Genomic DNA, 13,783 nt, shown 5'->3' with positions numbered 1-13,783 from the left:
AAAAAAATGACGAATCAAGGCTTTTCACTGGTGAACCATGTTGGAATCACCGTCAGTAATTTAGACAAATCTATCGTGTTTTATGAAGCATTAACTGGAAATAAAATTTCTAATAAAGATGTCATCGGCGGCAAGCGAATGGCTCAATCACAGGGGCTAGAGGATACTCTAATTAAATATGCTAATCTTCGCTTAGGCAACGTCAATCTCGATATTTTGGAATATGTAACTCCGCAATCTACTAAAGCGAACTATTCAAACGAACAAATCAGTGCCATGCATCTCTGTTTTGAAGTAGAGGACTTAACTGCTGCTGTCAAACGATTACAAGCTATTGGGATTAAACCTGAAGGTGAGCCATTTTATTTTGAAGAACAAGATGGCTTAAAAGCTGGCTTTGGTACAGGTGTTGTTTACTTTACAGATCCTGATGGTACTAATTTAGAATTAATTTCACCGCAAGGACCCTTTCAGCGGGGATAAGTTATTTGAAAGAAGAGCCCTGTTCTAAGGACAAAGGCTCTTTTTTGATGGAACATTTGCTTTCTACTATATCGAGTAACAATAACTAAAATGTATCTGAGTGACTTAACTTGGGAATTGGTACTTGTAATGCTGATATTATATAGAGCCAACTGCTACATTGAAGTATTTTTCAACGAAGTGTGGTTTGACAATTTAAGGTTTAATAAATGAGAATAACAGTTGCTTAATTCTGGTTATTAGCTGAAATTTTTTATTGAGCAGTTAGAAAATAATTCCTGAAAAGCCTTGCAATTTATTTGAATTTCTCCTAAACTAAAAGCAAATATTGAAAATGATTCTCAATTAAGCAGGGAGGAAGCATCCCATGATTGAAATTAGTAAAAATTTGCAGCAGGGGCATCGCCAAGTGACCTCAGAAGTGATTTTGCCGATTGAAGCCGGCAAGCTAACCGCTTTGATTGGACCGAATGGCGCTGGTAAGACCCGCTTTATGACGATGATGAATCGTCTTTTAAAAGAAGATGTCGGAGAAATTTATTTGGACCACAGTGAAGTTCGTGCGTGGAAATCGAATAAACTGGCCCGTAAGTTAGCCCTGTTAAAGGAAAATAAAGGGGCCTCTTTGAAACTGACGACCCGAGATTTAGTCAGTTATGGACGGCTGCCATATTGTAAAATTTGGTTTACCGATGAAGATGAAAAATTAATCGATCAAGCGATGGCGGCACTGGATTTGACAGAGTTAGCTGACACCCGGATTCATTTATTATCTGGTGGGCAGCTACAACGGGTCTACATTGCGATGCTGCTGGCACAAAATTCAGAATATATTTTATTAGATGAACCCTTGAACAATTTGGATATTGCTCAGAGCAAGCACTTAATGGAAACTCTGCAAAAATTGGTTAGGGACTTTGGCAAGACGATTGTCGTAGTGCTGCAGGATATTAATGTGGCTGCGACCTATGCGGAAAATATCGTGGCGATTAAAGCAGGGCAAATCCATGCGAGCGGAACGGCGACCGAGATTATTCAGCCGGAGGTTTTAGCTGGCTTATACGGGATGGAGATAAAAGTCTGCGAGCTGGCTGGGAAAAGATTCTGTATTTATTAAAAAAAGATTTGACAACTCTCATTTTAAGCGGTAAACTTACATCAATATTTAATTTGATAGACGCGTTAAGAGAGAGAAGTAGCCAGATAATAAACTTTTCAGAGAGCTGATGGCGGTGGAAATCAGCAGGTGGCGTTTGGTGAATGGACTTTCGAGCAAATCATTGAAGCAAGTAGGTGATTTCGGGAACTCCCGTTATAGAGTAAGATTGTTGTTTGACAATCGATAAAGGAAAGCTTGTCTTTCACCACATGAGGTGGCACCGTGAATCTTCGCCCTCAGTTCAACGATTTTGTTGAGCTGAGGGCTTTTTTATTTTCACTGCTAGTGTATGAGAAAAGACTCGCTTAATTGAGGTGGCACCGTGAGCTATTCGCCCTCAGACTTACCATTTTTTGGTGGGTCTGAGGGCTTTTTTGTTTAACAGAATAACTCTCACAAATTAAAAGCTGACAAACAGACAATCACTAAATTAAATTTTAACAATCAGGAGCAAAACGTATGAGAAAACTAGAGCGTATTCCCGCCGATAATTTAACCGTCATCAGTGCTTATCTGCGGATTCAAGGTCAGCATAAAGCTTTGTTGGAAAGTATTCCCCGTGACCAGTCAAAAAGTCGCTATTCGGTGATTGCTTGGAATCCAGTCAAAGATATTTCTTACAAAGATGGTCTGATGCAGATTAATCAAGAAACTTTTGCAACCGCTGACCCTTTAAAGGAATTAGAAAAAATCGTCATCACCCAGCAAGTTTTGACAGAAGAATTGCCCTTTCAAGGAGGCGTCATTGGCTACGCCGGTTATGATGTGATTGCGGCTTATGAACATATCGGGCAGCTGCCCCAAGATGAATTGGGCATAGCAGACTTGCATTTTTATCTCTATGAATCCTTTTTAATTTTTGACCATGCTAAAGAAGAAATTATTTTAGTGGAGGACAATTGTTATTCGCAACGGGAGTCAGACGCCCTGAATAAAGCGTTAGAAAAAGTTCAACAGGATTTGCGAGTGATTGCTCCAACCGAATTGAGCTATTTGCAGGATTTTCATTTTGACTTTACCAGTAATTTCACACAAGAAGAATTTGAAACAACTGTCAATAAGGTCAAAGATTACATCAAAGCGGGGGACATGTTTCAGATGGTCCCCTCCCAGCGACTGACGACAGATTTTAAGATTCCACCCTTTGATTATTATCGCCATCTGCGGATTAGTAACCCTTCAGCTTATCTTTATTATTTAGATTTTGGCGACACCAAAGTTATCGGTTCTTCACCGGAGAGCTTGGTGAGTGTCAAAGATGATATTGTTACCACTAATCCCATTGCCGGGACTCGCAAACGGGGAGGAGATAAAGCTGAGGACCAACATTTAGCTGAGGAATTGCTGGCAGATGAGAAGGAGCGGGCGGAGCATATGATGCTGATTGACTTGGGACGCAATGATTTAAGTCGTGTCTCTGAGGTGGGTTCGGTGACAGTACCAGTGCTGATGATTATTGAAAAATATCGGTATGTGATGCACATCGTCTCATTAGTCACCGGAAAATTAGCTGCTGGAAAAACAACGATGGATGCGTTGAAGGCTACTTTACCGGCTGGGACCGTCAGCGGAGCACCAAAAATTCGCGCGATGCAACGAATTTATGAATTTGAACCAGTCCGGCGGGGAATTTACGCTGGAGCGGTGGGTTATTTTTCCCAAGATGATCAAGGGGACTTCGCCATTGCGATTCGCACAATGGTGGTCCATCAAGAGAAAGCCTATGTGCAAGCTGGAGCAGGGATTGTTTACGATTCCGACCCGACCAGTGAATATTTTGAAACGTTGCAAAAAGCCAAAGCCTTATTGGAGGTACGCCGATGATTTTAATCGTTGATAATTATGATTCCTTTACTTATAACCTCGTTCACCAAGTCAGTGGAGAGGTGGTGGTCCTACGTAATGACCACCCGCAACTTTTAGAAACGGCGGCCAAGGCGGATGGCATTATTTTATCTCCTGGGCCCGGCCGACCAGAAGAGGCTGGGTTGATGCCGACACTTTTGCAAAAATTTTATCAGGACAAACCGATTTTAGGTATCTGCTTAGGGCATCAAGCCATCGTGCAACTCTTTGGCGGTCAAGTAGTAGGGGCACCCCAGATTCGCCACGGAAAAATTAGTCAGCTAATTTTTGAAAAAACTGGACTGTTTAATGAGTTATCAGAGGCTAGCGTGATGCGATACCATTCATTAATTGCCGAAGAAAGTAGCTCCCCTAGTCAGTTGAAAATTACCGCCCGAGCAACAGACGATCAAACGATTATGGCTTTGGAGCACCAGAGCCTACCGATATACGGCTTGCAGTTTCATCCAGAATCAATCGGTACTGCAAGCGGTCAAGAAATGATTGACCAATTTTTAAAACGAACAGAGATGGAGGCATTGGATTATGCAAACAATTTTTGAAAAATTATATCGTCAGGAAAATTTAACCCGCCAAGAGATGGCTCAAATTGCCAACTTGATTTTTGAAGGTCAATTAAGTGAAGCCCAGCTGTCGGCATTTCTCACCAGCTTAAAAATCAAAGGTGAAACACCAGAGGAAATGGCGGGCTTAGCAGAGACGATTCAGCAAAAAGCGTTGCAGATTAAACAGACACCGATAGCCGCTATGGACAATTGTGGCACCGGAGGCGATCGTTCCAATAGTTTTAATATCTCAACCACGGCTGCTTTTATTCTAGCGGCGGCGGGGATTCCTATGGCGAAACACGGCAACCGCAGCATTTCTAGTCGTTCTGGCAGTGCGGATGTTTTAGAAACTTTAGGCATTCAACTGGCGATTACACCAGAAAAAATTAGCTATCTCTTAAATGAAGTTGGCATCGCCTTTCTTTTTGCACCGGCGATGCATCCGAAAATGAGCCATGTCATGAAGGTTCGTAAAGAGTTGGGCACGCCAACAATTTTAAATTTAATTGGGCCGTTAACTAATCCCGTTCCACTGGACACGCAACTTTTAGGCACATATCGACGGGATTTGGTGGCAGCCACGGCTGAAACCTTTGGCAAACTCGGTCGGCGCCAAGGGATTGTTGTCAACGGTGCCGGTGGGATGGACGAAGCTAATTTATCCGGCGAGAACCATTATGCCTTTTATCAAAATAATCAGGTCACTGAATATACATTTACACCAGAAGAAGTTGGCTTTCAGCGGGCACCAATCGCAGCCATTCAAGGGTCGGGTCCTTTAGAAAATGCTGCAATTTTAGAAAGTGTCTTAAAAAATACTGCTTCCGTATACACCGACACCGCTATTTTAAACGCTGGTCTGGGCTTAGTGGCTAGCGGCTTGGTGGTAGATTTACCGGCCGGCATTCAATTAGCTAGACAAATCGTTGCTAGCGGTGCCGCTTATGATAAATTGCACCAGCTAGTTGGCAGTCAAAGGGAGGTCGCTTAAATGGATTTTTTAGAAAAAATATTAGCCGAAAAATTTTTGGAAGTTGAAAAAATGCCACTGGAAATTTTACAGCCGCAGCCACAGCGACCATCCTTTAAAGCATATGTGAAAGCTCATCCAGAAAATGTGCAGGTCATCGGCGAGGTCAAACGGGCCTCCCCTTCAAAAGGGGATATCAATGTGGATGTTGATATTTTGGCTCAGGCGCAGGCCTATCAAAAAGCCGGCGTGGCAGCTATTTCCGTCTTAACAGATCCGGTTTTCTTCAAAGGGACAATCGCTGATCTAAAACAAATTGCCGCAGTCGTTGAGGTGCCAATCCTCTGTAAAGATTTTATCATTGACCAAAAACAGCTAATCCGTGCTAAAAATGCCGGTGCCAGTCTGGTGTTGTTGATTGTTGCAGCACTTTCTGAAGAAAAATTGCGGGAGTTGTACCAACAAGCATTAGACTTGGATTTGGAAGTTTTAGTTGAAACCCATGACCAAGAGGAATTGGCGGTAGCGCTGACCTTGCCTGAGGCGATTATCGGCGTCAACAATCGCAACTTGAAAACCTTTGAAGTCAGCTTGTCGACCAGTATCACTTTAGGTAATACGGCACATCAGCAGATTTTTGTCAGCGAGTCTGGCTTTAAGACGAGTGAGGATGTCAAACAAATTGCCGACAATTATCAAGCAGTCTTAGTCGGTGAAACTTTGATGCGGGCCCAAAATCCCCAAGCAAAGGTTCAAGAGCTGCAAGTGGTGCGTAAAGGAGTGCAGGTCTGATGCAGGTGAAAATTTGCGGCTTACAAACACCAGAAGCGATTGACGCCGCTATCGTAAACGGCGCCGATTTCATTGGCTTTGTCTTTGCAAAAAGCAAACGGCGGGTGACGCCAGAGCAAGCGGCAGAATTAACGAAAAATCTGCCTACAACTATCAAAAAAGTCGGCGTCTTTATCTCACCGAGTTTGGCTGAATTACAGGGAATCAGCCAGACTGCCGGCTTGGATGTCGTGCAAATCCACGGTCAACTGCCACAAGAACTAATAGAAAAACGAGAAATTTTTCCTTTGCCAATCATTCGGGCCTTTAGTGTAGCTGCTGGAAAATTACCTAGTGAAGCTTATCAAGAAGAATATGAGTATTTATTATTAGACGCTCCCGCCAAAGAATTTGTCGGCGGCAACGGGGCAGTCTTCGATTGGTCGGCGGTTCAACTCGCCGACTTACCAGCTAAACCACTTTTTGTTGCCGGTGGTTTAACCGTTGATAATGTTCAAGCGGCTAAAAAATATTTTCACCCCTTTGCGGTGGATGTTTCCAGTGGTGTCGAGACAGAGGGCGTCAAGGATGTAACAAAAATTCAAAAATTTTTACAGCGGGCCCAAGCAGCCAGTCAAGAATAGGAGCAATTAGTATGTATCAACAACCAGATGAGAAGGGTTTTTACGGCGAGTACGGTGGACAATTTATCCCAGAAACGTTAATGTATGCCGTCAAAGAATTGACAGAGGTCTATGAAGCCTCAAAAACAGATGAGGCTTTTCAAGCTGAATTAGCCTACTACTTAAAACAATATGTTGGCCGGGAAAATCCGTTGTATTTTGCTGAGCGCTTGAGCGATTACGCCGGCGGAGCCAAAATTTATTTGAAACGAGAAGATTTAAATCACACCGGTGCCCATAAAATTAATAATGCGCTAGGCCAAGTGCTACTAGCCAAAAAAATGGGGAAAAATAAGATTGTTGCGGAAACCGGCGCCGGTCAGCACGGCGTGGCGACAGCGACTGTCGCCGCCTTGTTCGGAATGGAATGTGTGATTTTTATGGGAGAAGTCGACGTCAAACGGCAAGCCCTTAATGTTTTTCGGATGGAATTATTGGGCGCCACAGTTGAAAGTGTTCAGTCCGGCAGTAAAACTCTAAAAGATGCTGTCAATGAAGCCTTGCGCTATTGGGTAGCAAATGTGGAAGACACCCATTATGTAATGGGTTCAGCTTTAGGTCCCCATCCATTTCCAGCGATTGTCCGAGATTATCAAAGCGTGATTGGCAGTGAATCCCGCCGGCAGATTTTAGCCGCAGAAGGCAAATTGCCAGAGGTGGTGATGGCGTGTATCGGTGGCGGTAGTAATTCCATCGGCATGTTTTATCCTTTTATTGAAGATGAAAACGTGCGGATGATTGGCGTTGAGGCTGCTGGTTTAGGCATTGAAACCGGTGACCATGCGGCACCAATCACAGTGGGGTCAGTTGGCGTTTTGCATGGCGCCAAAATGCATCTCCTTCAAGATGATGCCGGACAGATTAAAGAGGCTTTTTCGATTTCCGCCGGCTTAGATTATCCCGGCGTCGGACCGGAGCATTCTTATCTGCATGATATTAAACGGGCCGAATATGTTTCGATTACTGACGACGAAGCGGTCGCCGCTTTTCAATTATTATCCCGCAAAGAAGGTATTATTCCGGCTTTGGAAAGTGCCCATGCGATTGCTTATGCCGTCAAAGAAGCGGCCAAGATGCAGCCGGAGGAAGTGATGATTGTCTGCCTTTCCGGGAGAGGCGACAAGGATGTCAATCAAATTAAAGAACGTTTGGAGGCCCAAGCATGAAATCATTAACGACTATTTTAAAAAGAAAACAAGGCACTGGTGAAACGATTTTAGTTCCCTATTTAATGGCGGGGGCCAGCAGTTTGCAGCAGTTACCAGCCGAAATTACCGCCTTGGCAAAAGGCGGGGCGGCAGCGATTGAAGTCGGCATCCCTTTTTCTGATCCCGTTGCAGATGGTCCTGTGATTCAAGAAGCTGGTTTGCGGGCCTTGGCTCAGCAGGTTAGCCTCGCAGAAATTTTGGAAGTCTTAAAAAATTTCAATTCACCGGTTCCTTTGATTTTAATGGGCTACTTCAATCCCTTTTACGCCTATGGGTTAGAAAAATTTGTTGCTCAGCTAGCTGACACTGACGTTAAAGGTTTGATTATTCCTGATTTGCCTTATGAGCATCGTAATTTGGTGACGATTTATTTAGATGAGAGCGATGTTGCCCTCGTGCCACTAGTGACCCTCACCAGCACAAAAGAACGGATTGCGACTTTGGTAGCCTCTGGTGAAGGCTTTATTTATGCAGTGACTGTCAACGGCGTCACCGGTACTGGCAGAAATTATCGAGCTGATTTAGATGCCCATTTAAAATATATTCATGAAATCAGTGAGATTCCTGTTTTAGCTGGCTTTGGCGTATCGGAAAAAGAGCATGTTGAACGCTTCCGCCAAAGCTGTGATGGGGTGGTTATCGGCAGTAAAATTGTGCGGATGCTAGCAGAAGAGCCCTTGAGTGAAGTCACACATTTTGTGGAAAAATTATTAGCTTAATCAAATCTATGGTATGCTTTTATAAATAAATAAAAGCAGGTGACCAGATGGAAGAGCTCGTCAATTATAATTTGATTTTTGCTGAAAATCAGCGGATTGAAACAGAACGCTTGATTTTGCGTCCCGTGTCGTTGATGGACGCTAGTGACATGCATATTTTTGCTAGCGATGATGAAACGACTTTATTTATCTATGAGAAGCACGACTCGCTGCAGGATACTCAGCAGGTGATTGCCAATTATTTTATGAAGGAGCCCTTTGGCAAATACGGCATTGTTTTGAAGGCGACCAAGCACCTGATTGGCACGATTGATTTGCGGGTGGATGAACAAAAAGTCACCGGCGAATTGGGCTATGTCTTGAATCGCCAGTATTGGAATCAAGGCTATACCTCTGAAGCTAGCATTGCCTTGCTGTATCTAGCCTTTGAACAACTCAAGCTGATTCGCGTCAATGCCTTGTACAATGAAAAAAATCCGGCTTCCGGTGGTGTTATGCAAAAAATCGGCATGAATCAGGCGGGCTATTTCAAAAATTATCGAATATTCCGTGGAGTACCGGTTAACTATTTAGAGTGGGCGATTACCAGAGAAGAGTGGCGAGCTACTCATTAAACTATAAAAATGCAGCAAGGCCTCAGATAGAACATACGACTAGCATGTTCACTATCCGAGGCCTTTTTGAGTTCGCTTTACAAGTGCTTGTTGGTAAATATTTAGTTCCGCGTGTTCAAAGTTAACGTGAGGGGAATAAATTTGATGCCATCCGTTTCAATAACAGTAGTGTCACCCTCAAAGCCTAGTTTTTGATAGGCGGCCAGTGCATAGGGACTAGAGTTGACGGTGACGGTTGTAAGGTTTGCTGAATGTTCTTGCAGCCAATTAGCAAAAAGCTTCCTGGCAATCCCTTTGCGATGATAAGCCTCCGCTACAAAAAGTAAGCAGATGTGATTAGGGTTTCTGATACCTAGTAGACCGACTATTTGCTGGTTAACAAAATAACCGTACAAACTGATTTTACCGCTAGTAAGTTGAGGATATAGCTGTTGGAAATCAATAAAGTTTTTAAAACTGGCAACCCCGTCTGGCCCGTAGTCCGGCGCCTGAAATGTATCAAAGACTGCTGTGACAAGTTTTAAACCGGCTTTGATGTCAGCTTCTTTGGTTAACTTTTTTATCATCCTCTTTCATCTCCCATCCTGAAATTTCTTTTAAGTTAAGCATACACCATTTGAAAATAGTATTCAGCCTTTATAAAAAACTTGAAATTTTTTTGTATTGTATAGAATAGCTTGCCGTTATAAATAGCGTCACAACGTTTTGTAAGGGGATACATATGGTATAATATAATCAAAAGGGGTGCAGCTTATGTTGGGAACATTTTTTGCTTTATTTTATTATGCGATTGGGGCAGCCGTCCTCTATTTTCTGATTCGTTTGGCGGTCAAGCACGGGATTCAAGATGCCAATCGAGATAAACGTTTTTAAAGAATAGAGTTTTTTTAATTTTGTGGGTATGGATTGATTCTTGGTGGGGAATTTTTTTTATGAATGAACTGGATGAATGAATTTTGGCATGAAGGAGGCTTGATGATGGCAACAAAACTGACAATCGTGCTTGTGCTTTTATTTATGTGCGCTGTCTTGATTGGGTTGGCCTTTGTGATGCGGGCGACTGGGGGGCTGTTCTGGTCCCGCACGTTGAACCAATTTCAACGAGACCGCAATGACCCGAAATATCAACTGGAACGAAACGTCGGCACAGGTGCTTCTGCCTTGATTTTTAAAATTGTTACCCCAATTGCTATTGCACTGGTGATTATTTTGGGAATGGTCTTGTTGGGGTTGATTTGATTTATGTGTTCAATTGTACATTGCATAGAATATTTGGTAAGAGAAGAATTAAAAATGAAAGCTCCGTTGAAATTTTGAAATTTCAACGGAGTTTTTTTCGGTTTCATTTAAAAAAAGAAAAATAACCTCGAAAATTATGGAGATCCAAAAGAATTTTCAGCAGTGGATAAGCTCAAATATCCAGAAATCCTCTCAGTTGGTATTAGAAAAATATTTTCTTAAAATGAATGAATTGGGAAATAAAACAAAAAATGGAGTTCATCTATTATTAAATTTAAGGAAAACGATTTAATTTTATCATGTGCTAAATTATTTTTGTTTTTATTGATAATAAATTTACCTTTTTGAATTTTCTGATTATAATTAAAGCAGAATGAATAGGAAGGGTTTACACATTTTACAATCAGTTATTACTATTGAGTACCGAACTCTCTGAAGATGACGTAAAATCGGAACTGGCCCGTTATGATATTGATAACGAAGGCTTTTTTGTTTAAAGGAGGAGAAAAAGAATGTTTGGATATCTATGTAAATGGAGGAGATTGAAAGGAAGAAAAAAATTAAAAACGGCTGCGACTGAATTGCATCTTTCAACGACGCACTTATCAAATATTGAAAATGGCCGGCGTTTAGCTTCGTTGGAATTGGAAATAAGCTTGACTGATTATTATCAGTTACCAAAAAAGTTTGCTAAAGAAATTTCCTGTAATGAACGCCAGCTATTATCAGACTGCCAGCGTAGCTTATTTGATTTTGATGAGGAGAAGTTTACGGATATTTTGGCGAAAGGTCAAAAAATGCTATTTTCCGAAGGCGCCTATTTGACACTGGATCTGCTAGCTTATACGTATCAGCAGCTACTGCAGCCAGAGAAAAATAGCGGCATCGCAAAGTTTTGCTTAGAACTAGTCCGTGAAAATGATCCAATATCGCTTGATTTGAAGAAAGTGGCCTTATATCTTGTCATTTGTGAAGCACAATCTGCAGGAGATTACCTGCGGGCGCAGGTGCTGATTGATGAATATCTGCCGCTACTGAGTTTTGAAGATGATTATTATGCGCTACAGCTGACTATGAAGAAGGCTGAAATCAATTGGGAGCTGGGTGAGCGCTCCTCACTTTTAAGGGATTTACCAGAAATTCGAGCTCAATTACAGCTTGTGACGGATCCAGAAAAACATTTGCTAGAACGTTGGAATTATCTATACGGGCAATGTATGCTTTATTACGGATTTTTGGAAGAGGCAGTTTTTTTCTTGGAACAATTAGCTAATCTGAAAAAAAGTGGTTCCGGAGAGATTAGTCGGGTGATGATTGGTAAGATCTTACTTTTTTCTCACACCAATTCTCAGCTTGTTAGTGAAGATGAGTTGAGACAGGAACTCAAAAAAAATGAGCATTCACGTTATTTTATGCAGACAGTGCGACCATACTTATACACATTTGCATCAGCTCTAATCTTACTAGATAAGCCAGTTTTGGCTGAAGAGGTGATTGAAGAATCTTTAAGAAATGTTGGCAACGCAAAAAATGAACCTAACTACTTGTATTATCAAATTCTCAGAGCTCATTATTTTCATGAAAATCAGTTGATGGTGGCCCTCTGTGAAGAATATTTTGCTAAGGAAAGTTTTTTAGCCCAAAATCCTTTTCAAGCAGTTGATATTTGTAAGCTGATGGTGGAGTATTATGAATCAGCAAAACAATATAAAAAGGCCAGTTTTTGGGGGAATTGGGCCATCAAAGTCTCTAATACTTACTTTGGCTGTAAAAGCTTAGTTTAAATAAAACCACTAGAAAACAGCAAATGAGCTGAGTTCTAGTGGTTTTACTTTGAATACTTTTTGTAAGAAAAAGCTTTTCCATATCTTTTTCAAGATTTTTATTCAAATCCTTTTAAAAATAAGTTTAACCGCTATAATTTTGTCTATCTCTTATAACAACCAATTATAAGATAAATGTATTTTTTTGAAAATAAACTCTATATATAAATATTAAATCCAAATTATTTAACTGTCAATCTCAAAATAATATAAATTTAATATATTTTGAATAAAAGTTGATTTTTTAGTGATTTTATTCCAGAAAAACCTTTTTTTCATAAAGGTTATTTCTATGGTAATTAAGGGGTTTAAGCAAAGAAAAGAATATTTTGTATTCTGATTTATTTTAGAGGAATGTTTTTATTTTATTTGCCAAAAAAATGAAGATGACTGCTTGCTAGGAGTAATTGCCGTCAAGATTCTGGTCAAAAGAAAGGTGATAATGATGCGACGTGGAGAAAATATTTACAAAAGAAAAGACGGTCGATGGGAGGGCCGCTACTTGAAATATCGCTTAGACCAAAAAGCTTATTATGGATCGGTCTATGGGAAAAAATATTTGGAGGTAAAAGAAAAGCTGACACGTATTAAACAAAATCAGCAACTAATTGAGGAGACAACTGGGTACTTAGGCACTTATGGAGAGTTTTTAGAAAAAATTTATTTGGAATCGGTCGCTCTTTCGATAAAAGAATCCACTTATTATACTTACTCAAGAATAATTCATACATATATTGCTCCGTATCTTGGAAACTATACATTTTTTCAATTAACCAAAGAGCAATTGCAGGATTTTGTTGGCAGTTTAGTCAATCAAAAGCTGAGTCCAGCGACTATCAAATTGATTTTCAGCGTTGTCAAACAAAGCTTTACACTAGCAGAGAAAAATGGTTGGCTGAAGGTAAATCCTGTGACTGAAATTGACCTACCAAAAAAGAAGTACAAAAAGACTCAGCCGTTAAGTCTTACTGAACAAAGGGAGCTTGAAAAAATTTGTACTCAATCAGCTCATGGATTGGCTGTCTTGATTTCTTTGTATTCGGGTTTGCGAATCGGCGAAATTAGCGGCTTGACTTGGGAGGATATCGATTTTAAAAGCAATTTAATCAGTGTGAGTAAAACTGTCAATCGGATTCAAAATATTGGAGACTCTAAAAGAAAAACCAAGGTGATTATCACAACCCCGAAAACTGAGTTTTCCAGACGTTTTGTGCCAATGCCGAAGATTTTGCGGAAACTCTTGCTAAAAGAAAGAGTTAGCAGTCAATCTAGCTATGTCGTTTTTTGTAAACATGGGTTAACAGAACCTCGGATTATTAATTATCGCTTTAAGAAAATGCTGGTTGAGACTTCTTTGAAGGAGATTCATTTTCATACTTTACGGCATACGTTTGCTACCCGCTGTTTAGAAAGCGGGATGGATGTCGCCAGTTTAAGTCGAATTTTGGGTCATCAGTCCATCAAGCTGACACTGGACACTTATAGCGAGTCACTCATGGAGCAGAGAGTGAAAGAAATTCGTAAATTGGACAAGCTTTATCAGATGAAAAAATAACGGTTAAAAGCCAGTCAAATTTTCTTTTGACTGGCTTTTCTGTCGTCAATGTTACCGTCAAAGTTTGCAAGTTCTTCTCCCTGAAAGGGTTCCAGTACCCTATCTTATAATTGGTTGTTACAAGATATTTTACTGACTCAATGAA

The 13,783-nt window shown here is 40.9% G+C and carries 14 protein-coding genes and 1 other annotated feature; of the genes, 13 read left to right on the top strand and 1 reads right to left on the bottom strand.

What is annotated here, in order from left to right; translation table 11 throughout:
* The first annotated feature begins 6 nt into the window (after nucleotides 1-6).
* The 10 genes from ORH16_RS02950 (at nucleotide 7) to ORH16_RS02905 (ending at nucleotide 9,021) form a co-directional block, all read left to right on the top strand.
* The gene (locus ORH16_RS02950) at nucleotides 7-483 is read left to right on the top strand and encodes a VOC family protein (protein WP_265456076.1); all 477 of its coding nucleotides are present in this window, start codon (nucleotides 7-9) and stop codon (nucleotides 481-483) included.
* A gap of 367 nt (nucleotides 484-850) precedes the next feature.
* Nucleotides 851-1,600 carry an ATP-binding cassette domain-containing protein gene (locus ORH16_RS02945; RefSeq protein ID WP_265456074.1) on the top strand — a complete coding sequence of 250 codons (750 nt, stop codon included), beginning with the start codon at nucleotides 851-853 and terminating at the stop codon, nucleotides 1,598-1,600.
* A gap of 56 nt (nucleotides 1,601-1,656) precedes the next feature.
* Nucleotides 1,657-1,984, top strand: a binding site (T-box leader).
* A 117-nt stretch (nucleotides 1,985-2,101) separates the two neighbouring features.
* Complete coding sequence (gene trpE, locus ORH16_RS02940) at nucleotides 2,102-3,466, top strand: anthranilate synthase component I (protein WP_265456072.1); 1,365 nt, start codon at nucleotides 2,102-2,104, stop codon at nucleotides 3,464-3,466.
* Entirely contained in the window at nucleotides 3,463-4,050 is a 588-nt protein-coding gene (locus tag ORH16_RS02935) for an anthranilate synthase component II (RefSeq protein ID WP_265456071.1), read from the top strand. The genes trpE and ORH16_RS02935 overlap by 4 nt, the downstream gene beginning before the upstream one ends.
* The gene (trpD, locus tag ORH16_RS02930; protein WP_265456070.1) at nucleotides 4,034-5,047 is read left to right on the top strand and encodes an anthranilate phosphoribosyltransferase; all 1,014 of its coding nucleotides are present in this window, start codon (nucleotides 4,034-4,036) and stop codon (nucleotides 5,045-5,047) included. Before ORH16_RS02935 ends, trpD begins: the two co-directional genes overlap by 17 nt.
* Nucleotides 5,048-5,818, top strand: a complete 771-nt coding sequence (gene trpC / locus ORH16_RS02925; RefSeq protein WP_265456068.1) for an indole-3-glycerol phosphate synthase TrpC — start codon at nucleotides 5,048-5,050, stop codon at nucleotides 5,816-5,818.
* A complete protein-coding gene (locus ORH16_RS02920) occupies nucleotides 5,818-6,441 on the top strand; it encodes a phosphoribosylanthranilate isomerase (RefSeq protein ID WP_322597280.1) in 624 nt (207 codons plus the stop codon). Before trpC ends, ORH16_RS02920 begins: the two co-directional genes overlap by 1 nt.
* An 11-nt stretch (nucleotides 6,442-6,452) precedes the next feature.
* A complete protein-coding gene (gene trpB / locus ORH16_RS02915; RefSeq protein WP_265456067.1) occupies nucleotides 6,453-7,646 on the top strand; it encodes a tryptophan synthase subunit beta in 1,194 nt (397 codons plus the stop codon).
* Nucleotides 7,643-8,407: a tryptophan synthase subunit alpha gene (gene trpA / locus ORH16_RS02910; protein WP_265456065.1), complete on the top strand. Its 765-nt coding sequence runs from the start codon at nucleotides 7,643-7,645 to the stop codon at nucleotides 8,405-8,407. The genes trpB and trpA overlap by 4 nt, the downstream gene beginning before the upstream one ends.
* A 47-nt stretch (nucleotides 8,408-8,454) precedes the next feature.
* Nucleotides 8,455-9,021: a GNAT family N-acetyltransferase gene (locus ORH16_RS02905; RefSeq protein WP_265456064.1), complete on the top strand. Its 567-nt coding sequence runs from the start codon at nucleotides 8,455-8,457 to the stop codon at nucleotides 9,019-9,021.
* 101 nt (nucleotides 9,022-9,122) lie between these two features.
* Here ORH16_RS02905 and ORH16_RS02900 read toward each other — a convergent pair whose 3' ends face one another.
* A complete protein-coding gene (locus ORH16_RS02900; RefSeq protein WP_265456062.1) occupies nucleotides 9,123-9,587 on the bottom strand; it encodes a GNAT family N-acetyltransferase in 465 nt (154 codons plus the stop codon).
* 412 nt (nucleotides 9,588-9,999) lie between these two features.
* Between ORH16_RS02900 and ORH16_RS02895 the strand changes: the two genes are divergently transcribed.
* The 3 genes from ORH16_RS02895 (at nucleotide 10,000) to ORH16_RS02885 (ending at nucleotide 13,638) form a co-directional block, all read left to right on the top strand.
* Nucleotides 10,000-10,260 carry a hypothetical protein gene (locus tag ORH16_RS02895; RefSeq protein WP_265456060.1) on the top strand — a complete coding sequence of 87 codons (261 nt, stop codon included), beginning with the start codon at nucleotides 10,000-10,002 and terminating at the stop codon, nucleotides 10,258-10,260.
* Between the two features lie 542 nt (nucleotides 10,261-10,802).
* Nucleotides 10,803-12,044, top strand: coding sequence for a hypothetical protein (locus tag ORH16_RS02890; RefSeq protein WP_265456059.1), 1,242 nt, complete (start codon nucleotides 10,803-10,805; stop codon nucleotides 12,042-12,044).
* A gap of 481 nt (nucleotides 12,045-12,525) precedes the next feature.
* Complete coding sequence (locus ORH16_RS02885; protein ID WP_265456057.1) at nucleotides 12,526-13,638, top strand: tyrosine-type recombinase/integrase; 1,113 nt, start codon at nucleotides 12,526-12,528, stop codon at nucleotides 13,636-13,638.
* Nucleotides 13,639-13,783 lie beyond the last annotated feature (145 nt).

Source organism: Enterococcus sp. HY326 (genome assembly GCF_026157065.1).
Taxonomy (GTDB): Bacteria; Bacillota; Bacilli; order Lactobacillales; family Enterococcaceae; genus HY326.
This window is presented reverse-complemented; position numbering and strand designations above follow the sequence as displayed.

Excerpts from the sequence above, each read along its gene's own strand:
- ORH16_RS02895 (WP_265456060.1), top strand. The coding sequence starts at position 10,000 with ATGGCAACAAAACTGACAATCGTGCTTGTGCTTTTATTTATGTGCGCT.
- ORH16_RS02935 (WP_265456071.1), top strand. The coding sequence starts at position 3,463 with ATGATTTTAATCGTTGATAATTATGATTCCTTTACTTATAACCTCGTT.
- ORH16_RS02885 (WP_265456057.1), top strand. The coding sequence starts at position 12,526 with ATGATGCGACGTGGAGAAAATATTTACAAAAGAAAAGACGGTCGATGG.
- trpB (WP_265456067.1), top strand. The coding sequence starts at position 6,453 with ATGTATCAACAACCAGATGAGAAGGGTTTTTACGGCGAGTACGGTGGA.
- trpE (WP_265456072.1), top strand. The coding sequence starts at position 2,102 with ATGAGAAAACTAGAGCGTATTCCCGCCGATAATTTAACCGTCATCAGT.
- ORH16_RS02900 (WP_265456062.1), bottom strand. The coding sequence starts at position 9,587 with ATGATAAAAAAGTTAACCAAAGAAGCTGACATCAAAGCCGGTTTAAAA.
- ORH16_RS02945 (WP_265456074.1), top strand. The coding sequence starts at position 851 with ATGATTGAAATTAGTAAAAATTTGCAGCAGGGGCATCGCCAAGTGACC.
- trpA (WP_265456065.1), top strand. The coding sequence starts at position 7,643 with ATGAAATCATTAACGACTATTTTAAAAAGAAAACAAGGCACTGGTGAA.
- ORH16_RS02905 (WP_265456064.1), top strand. The coding sequence starts at position 8,455 with ATGGAAGAGCTCGTCAATTATAATTTGATTTTTGCTGAAAATCAGCGG.
- ORH16_RS02920 (WP_322597280.1), top strand. The coding sequence starts at position 5,818 with ATGCAGGTGAAAATTTGCGGCTTACAAACACCAGAAGCGATTGACGCC.
- trpD (WP_265456070.1), top strand. The coding sequence starts at position 4,034 with ATGCAAACAATTTTTGAAAAATTATATCGTCAGGAAAATTTAACCCGC.
- ORH16_RS02950 (WP_265456076.1), top strand. The coding sequence starts at position 7 with ATGACGAATCAAGGCTTTTCACTGGTGAACCATGTTGGAATCACCGTC.
- trpC (WP_265456068.1), top strand. The coding sequence starts at position 5,048 with ATGGATTTTTTAGAAAAAATATTAGCCGAAAAATTTTTGGAAGTTGAA.